This is a genomic window from Dyadobacter koreensis, assembly GCF_900108855.1.
Classification (GTDB): Bacteria; Bacteroidota; Bacteroidia; order Cytophagales; family Spirosomataceae; genus Dyadobacter; species Dyadobacter koreensis.
Window position 1 is genome coordinate 368,325 of sequence record NZ_FNXY01000005.1, and the last position, 14,571, is coordinate 382,895.

General features: G+C 40.4%; 11 protein-coding genes. 4 read left to right on the forward strand and 7 right to left on the reverse strand.

Annotation, left to right across the window (positions count from 1 at the left end):
* The first annotated feature begins 72 nt into the window (after positions 1 to 72).
* Complete coding sequence (locus BMY70_RS17220) at positions 73 to 1,068, forward strand: sugar kinase (protein ID WP_090337288.1); 996 nt, start codon at positions 73 to 75, stop codon at positions 1,066 to 1,068.
* A 105-nt stretch (positions 1,069 to 1,173) separates the two neighbouring features.
* Positions 1,174 to 1,848 carry a bifunctional 4-hydroxy-2-oxoglutarate aldolase/2-dehydro-3-deoxy-phosphogluconate aldolase gene (locus BMY70_RS17225; RefSeq protein ID WP_090337291.1) on the forward strand — a complete coding sequence of 225 codons (675 nt, stop codon included), beginning with the start codon at positions 1,174 to 1,176 and terminating at the stop codon, positions 1,846 to 1,848.
* A gap of 73 nt (positions 1,849 to 1,921) precedes the next feature.
* Here BMY70_RS17225 and BMY70_RS17230 read toward each other — a convergent pair whose 3' ends face one another.
* The 3 genes from BMY70_RS17230 to BMY70_RS17240 form a co-directional block, all read right to left on the reverse strand.
* Positions 1,922 to 2,197 (reverse strand): hypothetical protein, encoded by a 276-nt coding sequence (locus BMY70_RS17230; protein WP_090337293.1) that lies wholly within the window; start codon positions 2,195 to 2,197, stop codon positions 1,922 to 1,924.
* Positions 2,191 to 2,940 (reverse strand): hypothetical protein, encoded by a 750-nt coding sequence (locus tag BMY70_RS17235; protein WP_090337296.1) that lies wholly within the window; start codon positions 2,938 to 2,940, stop codon positions 2,191 to 2,193. Before BMY70_RS17235 ends, BMY70_RS17230 begins: the two co-directional genes overlap by 7 nt.
* A 522-nt stretch (positions 2,941 to 3,462) precedes the next feature.
* A complete protein-coding gene (locus tag BMY70_RS17240) occupies positions 3,463 to 5,904 on the reverse strand; it encodes a helix-turn-helix domain-containing protein (protein WP_090337299.1) in 2,442 nt (813 codons plus the stop codon).
* A 167-nt stretch (positions 5,905 to 6,071) separates the two neighbouring features.
* Here BMY70_RS17240 and BMY70_RS17245 point away from each other — a divergent pair, with 167 nt between their 5' ends.
* Together BMY70_RS17245 and BMY70_RS17250 are read left to right on the forward strand one after the other, a co-directional pair.
* Complete coding sequence (locus tag BMY70_RS17245; protein WP_090337301.1) at positions 6,072 to 7,472, forward strand: alpha/beta hydrolase family protein; 1,401 nt, start codon at positions 6,072 to 6,074, stop codon at positions 7,470 to 7,472.
* A gap of 108 nt (positions 7,473 to 7,580) precedes the next feature.
* Positions 7,581 to 8,300 (forward strand): DUF3784 domain-containing protein, encoded by a 720-nt coding sequence (locus tag BMY70_RS17250; protein WP_090337303.1) that lies wholly within the window; start codon positions 7,581 to 7,583, stop codon positions 8,298 to 8,300.
* 85 nt (positions 8,301 to 8,385) lie between these two features.
* Here BMY70_RS17250 and BMY70_RS17255 read toward each other — a convergent pair whose 3' ends face one another.
* The 4 genes from BMY70_RS17255 to rseP all read right to left on the reverse strand — a co-directional run bounded on the left by BMY70_RS17255 (position 8,386) and on the right by rseP (position 14,530).
* On the reverse strand, positions 8,386 to 9,876 hold the full coding sequence (locus tag BMY70_RS17255; RefSeq protein WP_090337305.1) for a tagaturonate reductase: 1,491 nt from the start codon (positions 9,874 to 9,876) through the stop codon (positions 8,386 to 8,388).
* Between the two features lie 126 nt (positions 9,877 to 10,002).
* The gene (lon, locus tag BMY70_RS17260) at positions 10,003 to 12,480 is read right to left on the reverse strand and encodes an endopeptidase La (protein ID WP_177197053.1); all 2,478 of its coding nucleotides are present in this window, start codon (positions 12,478 to 12,480) and stop codon (positions 10,003 to 10,005) included.
* A gap of 168 nt (positions 12,481 to 12,648) precedes the next feature.
* Positions 12,649 to 13,098 carry a DUF6702 family protein gene (locus tag BMY70_RS17265; protein WP_143072115.1) on the reverse strand — a complete coding sequence of 150 codons (450 nt, stop codon included), beginning with the start codon at positions 13,096 to 13,098 and terminating at the stop codon, positions 12,649 to 12,651.
* Positions 13,099 to 13,213: 115 nt separating this feature from the next.
* A complete protein-coding gene (rseP, locus tag BMY70_RS17270) occupies positions 13,214 to 14,530 on the reverse strand; it encodes an RIP metalloprotease RseP (protein WP_090337309.1) in 1,317 nt (438 codons plus the stop codon).
* Positions 14,531 to 14,571: the final 41 nt, after the last annotated feature.

Here is a 14,571-nt window from a genome sequence, read left to right on the forward strand (position 1 = left end):
AATTTAAATCCTATTCCGGCATTTAAAACTGATGCCATCTTAACCATTTCAGATTAAATTGACCTAGTAATTATGTCTAAAATAGTAACATTCGGAGAAGTATTAATGCGCCTGTCGACGCCAGGTTTTTCACGTTTTGAACAAGCCAGGCAACTTGACGTTACCTATGCCGGCGGAGAAGCCAATGTAGCTTCTGCATTGGCTTATTGGGGACATCATACCGCTCACGTTACGCGCTTTCCTGACTCTCCGATCGGACGTTCAGCTGCACAATATCTTCATTTTCATGGTGTTGATATTTCAAATATCATTTACGGTGGACCTAGAATGGCGGTTTATTTTCTGGAAACGGGTGCAGCTTTACGTGCCAGCCAGATTGTTTATGACCGTGTAAATTCTTCCCTTGCAACCATCGATCCAAGTGAATTGAACTGGGATGAAATCCTGAAAGATGCGAATTGGTTTCACTGGGCAGGTATTACCCCGGCGCTTTCACAAGGAGCGGCAGATGCTTGTCTGGCTGGAATTGAAGCGGCCCGCAGAAAAGAAATTACAGTTTCAGGTGATATTTTTTATCGTGCTAATTTGTGGAAGTATGGCAAAAAACCCTCCGATGTACTTCCCGCGTTGACAGCGGGAACCGATATCGTGATCGCAAACCGTGAAAACATAAAGGAAATATTTGGCATCGACGGAAACGATTTTATCGAATCTTGTGTCAATTTAAAGAAGGCTTTTCCTCAGGTTAGCAGGGTTGTAGATACAAAAAGGACTTCAATAAGTGCGACGCATAACTTGCTAAGAGCATATCTTTGGAATGGAACGAGCGTATTGGAAACGCCTGATATTGACATTAACCCAATTGTCGACCGGGTTGGGGGAGGAGATGCTTTCATAGCCGGTTTGATTCACGGTTTGATTTCATTTAACGACGAACAGAAAGCGCTTGAATTTGGCGTTGCAGCATCTGCTTTGAAACATACCATTGAAGGTGATGCACTTATTTCTACGGTTGCCGAGGTTGAAGCAATTCGCCAGGGTGAAACTTCCGGAAGAATCAGAAGATAAGGTGCAACGCACAGCAATATTTTTAGGGAGAATGTATGGGCGACGGGTATTGACGGTGCAGCGCACGATAATAACTCGTATGCCGGAAAATCTAAAATATAAATTATGGCAACAATAGATAAAGATACTACGATCATTTTATTGAATGAAACGGGAATATTACCGCTTTTTTATCACGCAGATGTTGAAATTGCTAAAAAGGTTTTGACTGCCAGTTATAACGGAGGTGCAAGAGCATTTGAGTTTACAAATCGTGGTGTAAATGCCTACGAAGTTTTTGTTGAACTTATCGCTTATGCGCTTGAAAACCTACCAGGCTTAGCATTGGGAATTGGTACAGTTTATGACGCAGAAACAGCTCAAAAATACATTGATGCAGGTGCAGAATTTGTCGTGGCACCTTTCACAAATCCTGAAGTTGGAGAAGTTTGTAATAAAGCAGATATTCCATGGATACCAGGAATTGCTACTTTGACTGAAATTTTTCACGCGCTGAAAGGCGGAGCAGAAGTTGTAAAACTTTTCCCGGGTGAAGTTGTTGGTTCTGCGTTTGTAAAAGCAGTAAAAGGACCAATGCCGCATGTGAAAATTGTGGTAACCGGCGGAGTTTCTCCTACCAAAGAAAGTATTGAAGAATGGTTTGGCGCAGGCGCTTATGGCGTTGGAATGGGTTCGAATTTATTCCCTAAAAACGTAATTACAGAAGGAAATTATGCCTGGATCGAAGCAAAAGTAGCTGAAAGCATTGCTTTGATTAAGGAATTTAGAGCGAAAGTATAATTGGAATTTTGTTAAGATAAAAGCTCAACAGGTACCTGGTCTGTTGAGCTTTTATTTTAACAACGGTTATGAACTACGAACGATTGGCCAAATTATAGAGATTATCGATAGTCACTTTGATCTTCTTTGTATTGATATCGGTGAAGGAGAATTCATCGGAATAGCGGTTAATTCCTCTGATGGCTTCTAAAACCTCAGCTTCATCCGTGTTTTGTTGGATAAAATGATGCTTTTCCTGAACGTATTGAAGGAACTGGCTATTGTAGGAATCGAACTTTGATTCAGCGGTCAATAATGTTATCAGTTCCTGAAATAAATTGTCTGTTTGAGCTTTTAAGTTGCTTACCATGGTAACGGAATTTCTTGTACAAGAGATTTAAACGCAGCATCTCTCACTACAAATGGGATAAATAATTGTTCGGCTTTTCCAGCCAGAAACGGATTGATTACGCCGTCTGCAATTTGCTGAGCAGCCGTTGTGCCTCTCCATACTTTCAATGTTTGACCTGCCGGAACTTCATAAACGTACATTTTAGAAAAATTATTCCATGCAGGACGCACCGCAGTTCCACCAATGACATCTCCAACAGAACCAGAAACTTGAATCGTCCAGTATCCGCCTGCTGGATTTTCCCCTGTTACACGGTAGATTTTTGTTCCGGCTGGCAGATCATCAGCTTTCGCATCAACAAAGTTCGCCGCGTCCGCCGCCGACAGATCAAGCTCAGAATTATTCCAAACAGGATTAGAAGCGCCGGATTTTAGCCCGTTGGCAACGTAATTTCCTCTTTCAATGCCAGGAATGCGATCCCAGTCTTCAATATAAACGCGCTGATCGTAAATACTGATTGCTGTTTTCAAACTGCTAAACAATCCGGCTTTATTTCCTGATTTTCCAAACGCTTCTTTTGTTTTTTCTTCGTCAAGGCCCGCGTTGATCCAGCCTTCTATTGTTGTTTTGGTGCCTTGCCCCAATAAAGTTTCCAGATCATTTAACCACGCTTGCGGCTCAATGTCGTGGTCGGTACATCCAATAAAAGAAATACCCAGAAAAGCCCAGAGAAGGATCAGGGAAATGTAATTTTTTTTCATGACGTTGTAATTTGTGTGAGAAATAAGCTTTCTCCACAAAGTAACTGCTTGTGTCCAAAATGACCAAAACGTTTACGAAGTATTCCTGTTTGTTTTGGTTATAATGAGCGAGCGGCGGGATTAATATTCGAGCATGTCACTCAACCTTAAAGAATAATCAGTTACTACCCGGTCACCATACAATACATCATTGAAGGAGCATAGCATAACCTCTTTTGCTGGCTCATAAATTTAGGCGATCTGATCTTCGGTAGAGACGAGCCAGTCAAGTCTGACTCCATTATCTATCCATTTTTACATCTTTTGCTTTCAGATCATTCATACTGTCCGTTTCTGATTTAAGCTCAATAATAAAATCACGAGCGAGGTATGGGAAAGTTTTTTTTTAGACATTGAAAGCAGATCCCAGCGCCCTATTTTAATCCAGTCGACGTCAGGAACACGCATGGAAGAATCATAAAAAGAATCCGCCGTTTTTTGTTCAATCAAACATAACAAATGCAAGTAATTATCGCTATCCGGTTACGCGCCCAAAAACTCCAGATGTTTTAAAGCTGCGCGTAGCTCAGCGTAGGTAACGTCATCAGGTAAAGCTGCCTTCGCTTCGTTCAAAGTGACTTGTTTATTTTCCAGGAAATAATCAATGATCTTATTGATCTTCTCTTTCGGGAAAATATCGAAGATTTCAAGTTCGCCGGTGCCGATATAATGGGCAAGATGCGTTTCAATCGTCGAAACTCCAAAACCTCGTTCTTCTGCAATCTCTTCGATATTCTTTCCGGAGTGGAAAAGGTCAAAGCTTACTTTTTTCGTATCTACTTTTTCCTTTTTAAGCGGAAGCTCAATCGTACCCTTGTCTATCTGGTTTTGTTCACAATAAGCAATAACCATTTCAACCAGCTCTTTTCCAAATTGTTTTACTTTCGCTTTACCAATACCTTTTACACTTTCAAGCTCCGGCAAAGTGGTAGGTAATTTGGTTACCAGTTCTTCCATCGCTTTTTGCGGTAAAATCATGTACACAAAAACATCGTTTTCAGTGGCAATGTTATTGCGCCAGTTTTTAATTGTTTTGTAAAGCTCAGGATTGGGTATATCTTTTGAAACCGTTGTGGCTGTTTTGGTAGCGGTAGTGGTTTTTATGCTTACTTTGAAATCGATTTCCGCATTCGATTTTGCTCTCAGATAATTAGAAGTACTGAACTCTTCCTTAGTCGCCTGCATGACCGCTCGTTTGATAAAAACGGCTCTCTGGAAATTTTCAAGCGCCTGAACTGCAACTTTTTTTACCGCCGTATTATCTGTTTCAATCTCAATAGATCTGCTTTCCTGATAGATAGACTGGTCGATTTTGTCGTAAAAATAGACAGCACCTTTTTGAACACGATTAATCAGAACTTCATTTTCCTCAGGAAGACCTGGCTCTGTAAAAAACTGGTTTAACTGATTTTTAAATTTATCTGCTACGTTGAAAACGTCATGGTCTGCCGCAGCTTTTATCAGTTTCATCGTGGTGTTGGCAGATTTATTGATAATACTTTCATTCTCTTCCAACACACGGTTCAACCGGAAAGCCGTATTTTTGACTTCGCTGAAATCAAATAATTCCTGCAGAAGAGATCTTTGAAAAACGATCTTGGAATCAGTTAACTGGCTTGTATCCGGTTCGTTTGCGCTCGCTTCTTTTACATAAGCAGCAACCGTTCCATCCGTTTTTACACTGTTCAGGGAAATCGGTGTCCGTAAGACCATACCTTCAAAACTCTTACAACGACTCAGCGCAACATATACCTGACCATGAGCGAATGAATTATTAGCGTCAATAATCGCTTTTTCAAAAGTCAGGCCCTGACTTTTGTGAATCGTTATGGCCCAGGCCAGTTTAAGAGGATACTGGGTAAAACTTCCAATAACCTGCTCTTCAATTTCTTTTGTCTGAGGATTCAGCGCATACTTGATATTTTGCCATTCAGCCGGATGAACATCAATTTCAGAATAATCTCCTTTGCATTTTACATAAATCGTATCCTCATCAAAACGCGTTATTGTTCCGATTTTTCCGTTGTAATATAACTTGTCGCGCGAAGAATCGTTTTTTACAAACATTACCTGAGCACCGACTTTCAGCTCCAGACTTTGTTCGGTCGGGAAGGTTTCCTTTACAAAATTTTCCACGACCCGAGCTTCGAAAAATTTCGATTTCGCGCCAAGATCGGCCAGTTTTTTACTATTGATTTCTTGTGCCGAATGGTTATGAGAGGTCAGCGTGATATAACCTTCGTCGTCAGCTGGTTTGAAATTCGGGATAAATCGCTGATTCAAAGCTTCTAATGTAGTTTTATCAAGCTTGTTTTCGCGGATGCGATTTAGTATATCAATAAAAAAAGTATCTGATTGGCGGTAAATATGTTTCAGCTCAATTCTTACGGGCGCTGTTTGTTTCAAAGCGTTACTGCTAAAAAAATAAAAAGTATCGTAGTAAGGTTTAAGCATGCTCCATTCCTGATCTTGCACAACAGGTGAAAGCTGATGCAAATCCCCGATCATGAGCAATTGTGTACCGCCAAAAGGTTTATTTCTGTCTTTATATCTTCTTAAAACCTCATCAATTCCGTCTAAGGTATCAGCGCGGACCATACTTATTTCATCAATTACCAGCAGATCGAGCCCTTTAATCAAGTTGATTTTCTCCGTATTAAAACGGCTGTATCGCTGTTCATTTGTATTACTTTCAGGAATATATGGCCCGAAAGGAAGTTGAAAAAAAGAATGAATCGTGACTCCGCCAGCATTAATGGCTGCAACTCCGGTTGGAGCCACAATCGCCATTCTTTTGCTTAAAGTTTTTTTGAGATTATGTAAAAAAGTGGTTTTCCCGGTACCAGCTTTTCCGGTAAGGAAAATATTCTTATTTGTAAAATGAACGAATTGAGCCGCTAATTCCAGTTGTGTGTTTTGCTCCATGACAATGGGTTAATTACCGCAGAATTTTGCTTTCGGTTGTTAAAAGTTGATTTCGGAAAGAAATTTTCCACTTATCCTTTTCTTATTTGTTTTCCGTGTACTTTGCGTTTTATTGCAATCGTAGCATATCGGTGACAAATCGTTTTACTCTTCACAAATATATCACGATGAAAAACACATTACTAATTACATTCCTTTTACTCATATCTTTTGTAGCCCGTGCTCAGGATATCTCCGGACAATGGTATGGAATTCTAAAAATTTCGGGAGCTCAACTGAAACTGGTACTTAATTTATCCAAGAATGGCAGCGGATATGCTGCAACATTAGACAGTCCTGATCAGGGTGCGAAAGGCATTCCGGTCAACAGCGTCGAATTTTCCAATTCGGTTTTAAAAATACAATTGTCAGGTATTAATGCAGAATACCAGGGAACACTGGAAGCCGGAAATAATTTTAAGGGAACATTCAGGCAAAATGGCATGTCCTTTCCTTTGGACCTTGGCCGGGAAGTTTTAGAAGGTACCAAAGCCTTGCGTCCGCAGGAACCTGCAAAACCTTATTCATATTACACAGAGGAAGTGAAATTTGAAAACAAAAAGGACAAAATTACGTTGGCGGGCACCCTGAGTTTGCCATCGAAAGAAGGAAATTATCCGGTAGCAATTTTAATTTCAGGTAGCGGTCCGCAAAACCGGGACGAGGAAATTATGGGTCATAAACCATTTTTGGTCATAGCGGATCATTTAACTAAAAATGGAATCGCTGTTTTGAGATATGATGACAGGGGAACCGCACAGTCAACAGGTGATTTTAATGCTGCTACATCCAGAGAATTTGCGACAGACGTTGAAGCAGCGATTTCTTATTTGAAGACTAGAAAAGAAGTTAATGTTAAGAAAATAGGTTTGATCGGGCATAGTGAAGGCGGGTTAATAGCTCCGATGGTCGCAGCAGATTCTAAGGATGTAGCTTTTATCGTTTTGCTTGCGGGACCAGGAATTCCCGGAGATCAAATTATGATAAAACAAAATCGTCTGATCGGAAAGGCTGGTGGTATACCAGATCAAGCATTGGATAAATCAGAGCAAATGAACAGGAAGGTATATGCAGTTTTAAAACAGAAATTAGATCTTGCTGAGACTAAAAAGCAGATTAAAGTACTTCTGGAAGAAGATCATAACAATGCGCCTGCCGAACAGAGACTTTCTGATCGTGACAAGGAAGCGGTAATTTCCAGGATGGTCAATTCAATTGTATCGCCATGGACCCATTTTTTCCTGACTTATGATCCAGCGCCAGCTTTGGAAAAAGTAAAATGTCCTGTGCTGGCTTTGAATGGTGAGAATGATTTGCAAGTACCACCTAAAGAAAATCTTGAAGCGATTAAAATCGCGCTGGAAAAAGGAGGAAATGAAAATTTTACGACAAAGGATTTGCCGAACCTGAACCACCTTTTTCAGGAAAGCAAAACCGGATCTCCTAATGATTATGGCAAGATTGAACAAACATTTTCACCGAGTGCTTTGTCCGAAGTAACAACGTGGATCAATAAAATAGTTAAATAACATTGAGTAAGTATATTTTCCGGGATTTCAACTAATAAGAAATCCCGGATTTTTTGTATCTTATAATTGATAAAATGATTTGGCAGCTATCCGAATATTTATTAACGTATGCTAATTCCTACACTTATTCTTTCAGTCATATTTGGCTCGCTAGCGTTTATTGTTACAAAAAGTAACGCCAGATACATTCTTTCGGGATACAATACCATGTCTGATTCGCAAAGAGCTTCGGTTGATATTGACCGATATTTAAAATTCCACAAACGATTTCATTTGTTTCTAGGCATATCTGTATTCGTTTGCGTTATGTTTTTTGAAGCGATCAATAAAAATCTAGCTGGGATTTTTCTTGGTATATATCCTTTGCTTGCCTACGTTTATTTCCTTATCAAAGGCAGGAAATATTTTACGGAAGTTAAAAATAATAAAGTTGGGACGATAGTCGGTGTGTTAATTTTAATGCTTACGATAGTGGGTGTCGGACATTTATTTTGGAATGGATTGCAGAATAGTGAAATCCTAATTAACGAGGATAATCTCGAAATAACCGGAATGTACGGCGAGAAAATCAGTCGGGAGGAGATTTTAGGACTAACACTGGTGCCAGAGTTACCGCAAATAGCAATCCGTTCAAATGGATTTGCCGCAGGTGATTTCAGGAAAGGATATTTCAGGACGAAAGATAGAAAAACAGTCAAGCTGATCGTCAATAATAAACAAAAACCTTTCCTTATGTTAAACACACGAGATGGGGAAATATATTTCAGCTCCACACATCAGCCTTCGGAAACTTTGATTTGGAAGATTGAGAAGTGGAAGGGGCTATAAGAAATTAGAATTTTGAAGTCATGAGGTAACTTTAAAACGATCTTGCCAACATTATTAACAAGATCGTTTTTGGTATAGTATAAACTTAATTAATGATCGTCTCCTGTTTTGAAAGTAGTTTCAAATTTTTCACAACTGCATCGTTAAATCCTGAAAGTGATGAAAGATCGGCGCCCCATAAACTCTGGTCACTTAAAACGGCGTTAACAAGTTCAGTCTGAGATTCTGCATTTTCCCATTTTTTTGCAAAATAAGCTGCTGAATCACAACGGATCGGATATAATTCGCCATTGCGGTCACCTGAATAAATTCCATCAACCAGTTGAACCGGCTTCATGAACAATAAGAACGCAGCAAATCCTCTGGCAAAAAGAGCAGGTACTTCATCTGATTTTTGATAATGATTTAAGAGCGTAGGAATATTACGCATTTTCATTTTCGCAGTATACTGAACAGTTATATCAATCAGCTGGTGACGAATAAACGGATTTCTGAAACGATCCAAAACCTGATTCCCAAATTCCTGCGCACGTGCCGGATCAACTTCATAGGGAATTGCGGGTGCTAATTCTTTCAGCATCACACCAGAAATGAAATCCGCAGTTTCCGGGTTTTCCATACTTTCCCGAACGGTATTAAGTCCATGTAAGAAACATAAGCCGGAAGCCAGGGTATGTGTACCATTTAAAAGGCGCAGTTTCAATTCACGGAAAAGGTCAATGTTTGGTTCAATCACCACACCCTTATCTGCCTGAGCAAAACTCAATACCGATTTCACATGATCACCACCTTCAATCGCCCACAGACTGTAAACCTCCGAAACGATCAACAAGTCATCTTTGTAACCGGATTTTTCGCTCAGTTCAGCCACAGTTTCAGCATCGGGTTTTCCCGGAACAATGCGGTCAACCAACGAATTGCAGAAGTGATTGTGCTTTTCGAGCCAGTTGATAAAATCAGTACCTAAATTATGTTGCTCAGCTTGTTTCAAAACGATTTCGCGAAGCTTGGTACCGTTTCCAACAATTAACTCCGTTGGAACAATCACCATTCCGGATTCCGCTGAGCCTGAAAATGCGTTGAAACGTCCGAACAAAAAGGCAGTCAGTTTTCCTGGAAAAGAAACAGGCGGAGAAGCTTTCAAATCGTCTTCCACATACTGTATCCCAACTTCGGTTGTATTGGAAACAACAATTTGCATTTCAGGATTGTGAGCACATTCAAGAATTTCAGCCCAGTTATTGCTGGCTGAAAGTGTTCTGCTGATGGCACTGTTTATTATCGTTTCGTCAATTTGCTTCCCATTTTCAATCCCTCGGATACTGTGTGAAAACATATTTTTTTGAGTTGCAAAAGCATCAACACCGCCTTGTGATGTAGATTTCACAACAACAATACGTCCATTAAAAATATTTTGCTGATTTGCCTTATTGACAAAAAAATCAGGGAGACCGCGTAAGAGTACGCCGGTGCCAAACTGAATAATTTTCTCAGGCAAAGCCAAAAGTTTTTTATGGTCAGGATATAATTCAGGTCTTTGTTCGATCAATTCCGGAGAAAGCTGTGGTGCAGTCATTTTTGTAAAGTTCTTGTTCGTAGGTATGACGCCGTTTCTTGAATGAAACCCCTAAAAAAAGAGGCATCGTTTGGATGCCTCTTTTAACATATTATTTTTAGATTAAAGCTCTCTTTAAACCTATATTTACGCGTTAAGCGTTACAAAACCACTTTCTTCTTTTTCTTTCTTCTCTTCTGGGAAAACAAAAGTTGTAGCATTGTTAACTTTTTCTGGTAAAAGCGCAATGGCCAGCACTTCATCAACTTTATCTACATAGTGGAATTTCAAATCCTGGATATAGTTTGCCGGTACTTCTTCTACATCTTTGCGGTTTTTCACGCACATGATAATTTCTTTAACACCAGCTCTTCTGGCGGCAAGAATTTTTTCTTTAATACCGCCAACCGGAAGCACTTTTCCACGAAGTGTAATTTCCCCTGTCATGGCCAGGAACGGGCGGATACGACGCTGTGTGAAAATAGACGCCATCGATGTTACCATGGTGATACCAGCCGAAGGACCATCTTTCGGAACTGCCCCGGCAGGAACGTGCACGTGTAAATCGTAGTGATTGAAAATCCTGTAATCGATATCCAATTCATCTGAATGCGCTTTGAGGTATGAAAGTGCAGTAATTGCAGATTCTTTCATAACGTCGCCCAACTGTCCGGAAAGTGTCAGGCCACCTTTTCCGCGGCTTAAACTTGTTTCAATAAAAAGAATTTCACCACCCACAGAAGTCCAGGCTAATCCTGTTACAACGCCTGCAAAATCATTATCCTGATACAGATCTTTATCAAAAATTTCGGCACCAAGGAATTTTTCGACGTGCTCAATTTTGATGGTTTTAGGATATTCCTGTTCCATCGCAACTGATTTTGCAATTTTCCGGATCAGCGTTCCCACCTTTTGTTCAAGATTCCGAACACCAGATTCGCGGGTATATCCTTCGATGACGCGAAGAAGAGCGGCGTCGTCAATTTTAACGTCTGTTGCCTTCAGTCCATGATCTTTACGCTGTTTAGGCACAAGATAACGTTTCGCAATCTGTAATTTTTCTTCAATTGTATAACCTGTCATCTCGATAATTTCCATACGGTCACGAAGCGCCGGATGGATAGTGTCAAGAGCATTGGCTGTTGCTACGAATAGTACGCGCGAAAGATCGTATTCCACTTCCAGATAATTATCTGTAAAAGAAGAATTTTGCTCAGGGTCCAATACTTCCAATAAAGCCGAAGCAGGATCGCCGCGGTAATCCGAGCTTACCTTATCAATTTCATCCAGAATGAAAACCGGATTTGCAGAGCCTGCTTTTTTGATATTTTGAATAACTTTTCCGGGCATTGCACCGATGTAGGTTTTTCGATGACCGCGTATTTCAGCTTCATCATGCACACCACCAAGTGCCATACGGATATATTCCCGGTTCAGGGATTTTGCAATGGATTTACCCAAGGAAGTTTTACCAACACCGGGAGGGCCATACAAACAAAGGATCGGAGCCTTCAAATTACCTTTCAGTTTCAAAACAGCCAGGTATTCGATAATCCGCTCTTTCACTTTCTCTAAACCAAAATGATCAGAGTCCAACACCTTTTGTGCACGAACAAGATCAAAATTGTCCTTTGTATATTCACCCCAAGGTAAATCAACCAATGTTTCCAGATAGTTTAAAGTAACCGGATATTCTGGTGCCATTGGATTGATGCGCTGTAATTTGGCAAGTTCCTTGTCAAAATGCGCACGAACAGAATCAGACCACTTCTTTTGGCTTGCTTTTGCACGGATATCGTCCATATCGCGCTCAGGGCTATCAATTCCAAGCTCATCATGCAAAACTTTGATTTGCTGACGCAGGTAATAATCACGTTGCTGCTGGTCGATATCAGAACTCGCCTTCGACTGGATTTCACGTTTCAATTCAAGCATTTCAATCTCCCGCATCATATACTGAAGCAGAAGTGTTGCTTGTTTATGGCCGTTTCTTTCTTCCAGTAATCTTTGCTTATCCGCGACTTCAACATTAATATTTGAAGAGAGGAAATGAATCAGAAAAACAGGGCTTTCGATATTATCCAGCGCAATTCTGGCTTCCTGAGGTATTTCGGGATTCAGACGCATGATTTTATGCGCACCGTCGCGAAGCGATTGTAAAAGTGCTTTTGATTCTTTTTTAGTCGGAGCAACGAAAGAATCTTCGATAGCTTCCACTTCCGCAGTCAGATAAGGATCTTCGCTTAATATCTTTTTAATTTCAAAACGCTGGCGTCCCTGCACGATGATCGTCACATTTCCATCTGGTAATGTGATCATTTTCAGGATATGCGCGACGGTTCCGATCTTATGCAGATCTTCCGCAGTAGGATCTTCTTTATTTGGTTTTGCCTGCGTAACCGCTCCCAGAATCCGCATATTAATATCCGAATTCCGATATATTTTCTTTACGAGACGAATTGCTTTTTGGCGTACTACGGTAACCGGAATTACCATGCCGGGAAAAAGTACAGTTTGCCGGATCGGCAAAATGGCAAGTTCATTAGGTACTTCAAATGGTTCATCGGATCCCTCAGGACCACCAAGGGGTACAATTTCAAGGCTATCTAAATCCGAATCGGACATAAGTAGCCGACTATAGAGGTCAGAAGGTTCAAATTTCATAGGCATTCTGTCATAATGACAGATAATCTTTTCCCAATTTATAAATAATGACTTTCAAAAGAAAGGGAATATAAAAACAAAATAGCCGTGCCAATGGAATTAGTGTCAGGCATTTTGCAAATAATCCGCTTAAAGTGATTGCACAGTTTGTCCTTTCTTGAACAAAAAAGTTTTTGGGCCGGCCGGCGATTTGACATTCGTCATATTGACTTGATCATCAAACACTTCCATTAAAATGCTATTTTGAAGTTTCCAGCCCTCCGGATTTTCTGAAAATGGAATTTCAAGGTATACCCAGGTTGCGTCAGCTTCCTCTTCTTTGCCAAGATACTGAACTTCTGCTTTTTTCTGTCCGCTGGTTAATATAAAATGTTTGCGGATGTAACGTTCAACGAATGGATTGTTCTGATCGTTATTTTTAATCGTAAAGATTCGTTTGTTATTGTCTTCCGAAATACCTTTTTCAAGATCATCCGTAAAAATCCGGATACTGATTTGAAAAGATTTCCCCGGCTTGTCGTATTGCATTTGCGTAACACTTACATGATACTCATGTTTTGGAGCAAAGGAACTTGACAAACAAAGAATAATCAGCAGAAAAGGGAAACAGGATATCTTCAATGCAAACGTGTAAGAAGATGTAAAATTTATAAAAATAACCGGTCTCCATTCTGGAAACCGGTTAAGCAATTTTTTAGAAAACAGCTTTCCAAACGTCGTTGAAAATGGCGAAGGCCATGAGGCCCAGTAAGAGAACCATCCCTACTTTCTGTGCATTCTCAAGGAAAGCATCCGACGGCTTCCGGCCGGAAATAATTTCATAAGAAAGGATGACAGCATGACCACCATCCAAAGCCGGAATTGGCAAGGCATTCATAAATGCCAGAACCATGGAAAGAAGTCCTGTTAAATACCAGAACCGGCTCCAATCCCAGATTCCGCCAAACATACGGGCAATTCCGATGGGTCCGCTCAATGCTTTTGATGCAGAAACTTCGCCGCGGAATATTTTGCCGAAACCTTTAATGTTGTTAAATACTACGGCAAATGCATTTTCTGTGCCCTTGCTTACAGCCTGGCCCAAAGTATAATTTATCGTTGTTGTAGCTAAAAGACTTTCAGGATAAAACCCGATCGTGCCGTCTGCCGAAACATTTACATTTATTTCCTGTTGCCTGCCTTCACGTTCAATACCAAGCTTAGCTTCTTTGCCTTTTAACAACGGAAGTTGTGCCTGAATTTCATTGTAAAAACGGATAGGAGAGCCATTGATCGAAACGATTTTATCGCCTGGTTTCAAACCTGCCTTCGCAGCAGGCATTCCAGGCACAAGTTCTGCGATTTTAAACGGCATCGCCGGACGAATAAAATTCCCTTTTTCTTCCGGGTCAGAAAGTTTTTCAATAAAATTATTCGGGATATCAATGTCAACTTCCTGGCCGTTACGATTCACCGTGTATGAGCTATTGCTTCCCAAAAATACATCCGAGCTAACAACATCATTGAAATCGGTGAATGATTTACCGTTCACTTTCACAATTTTATCGCCTGTTTTCAAGCCAATTTGTTGCGCAAGATCACCCGCCACAATTCCATATTTATTCACTTCTTCTTTCGAAAGAATCTTTTCGCCGTCCTTGTACGCAATAACAATAAAGATGAATACACCGACAATAACATTCACGATAATTCCGCCTAGCATTACGATTAAACGCTGCCACGCTGGTTTCGAACGGAACTCCCATGGCTGAGGCTCTTTGTTCATCGCCTCGGTGTCCATCGATTCATCAATCATACCTGATATTTTCACAAATCCACCCAGTGGAATAGCGCCAATTCCATATTCAGTTTCACCTTTTTGTATACTCCATATTTTCGGAGGGAATCCGATAAAGTATTTCTCTACACGCATACCAAACATCTTGGCGGCAAACATATGCCCCCATTCATGCAATCCCACCAAAATAGACAAACCCAAAATGAGTTGTCCGGCCATAATTAAGATTTCCATTCAGGTCTTTGAAATAATTGAAAATTGATAATGGAAAATTG

Coding starts and splice junctions, on each gene's coding strand:
- BMY70_RS17220 (WP_090337288.1), top strand. CDS start 73: ATGTCTAAAATAGTAACATTCGGAGAAGTATTAATGCGCCTGTCGACG.
- BMY70_RS17225 (WP_090337291.1), top strand. CDS start 1,174: ATGGCAACAATAGATAAAGATACTACGATCATTTTATTGAATGAAACG.
- BMY70_RS17230 (WP_090337293.1), bottom strand. CDS start 2,197: ATGGTAAGCAACTTAAAAGCTCAAACAGACAATTTATTTCAGGAACTG.
- BMY70_RS17235 (WP_090337296.1), bottom strand. CDS start 2,940: ATGAAAAAAAATTACATTTCCCTGATCCTTCTCTGGGCTTTTCTGGGT.
- BMY70_RS17240 (WP_090337299.1), bottom strand. CDS start 5,904: ATGGAGCAAAACACACAACTGGAATTAGCGGCTCAATTCGTTCATTTT.
- BMY70_RS17245 (WP_090337301.1), top strand. CDS start 6,072: ATGAAAAACACATTACTAATTACATTCCTTTTACTCATATCTTTTGTA.
- BMY70_RS17250 (WP_090337303.1), top strand. CDS start 7,581: ATGCTAATTCCTACACTTATTCTTTCAGTCATATTTGGCTCGCTAGCG.
- BMY70_RS17255 (WP_090337305.1), bottom strand. CDS start 9,876: ATGACTGCACCACAGCTTTCTCCGGAATTGATCGAACAAAGACCTGAA.
- lon (WP_177197053.1), bottom strand. CDS start 12,480: ATGTCCGATTCGGATTTAGATAGCCTTGAAATTGTACCCCTTGGTGGT.
- rseP (WP_090337309.1), bottom strand. CDS start 14,530: ATGGAAATCTTAATTATGGCCGGACAACTCATTTTGGGTTTGTCTATT.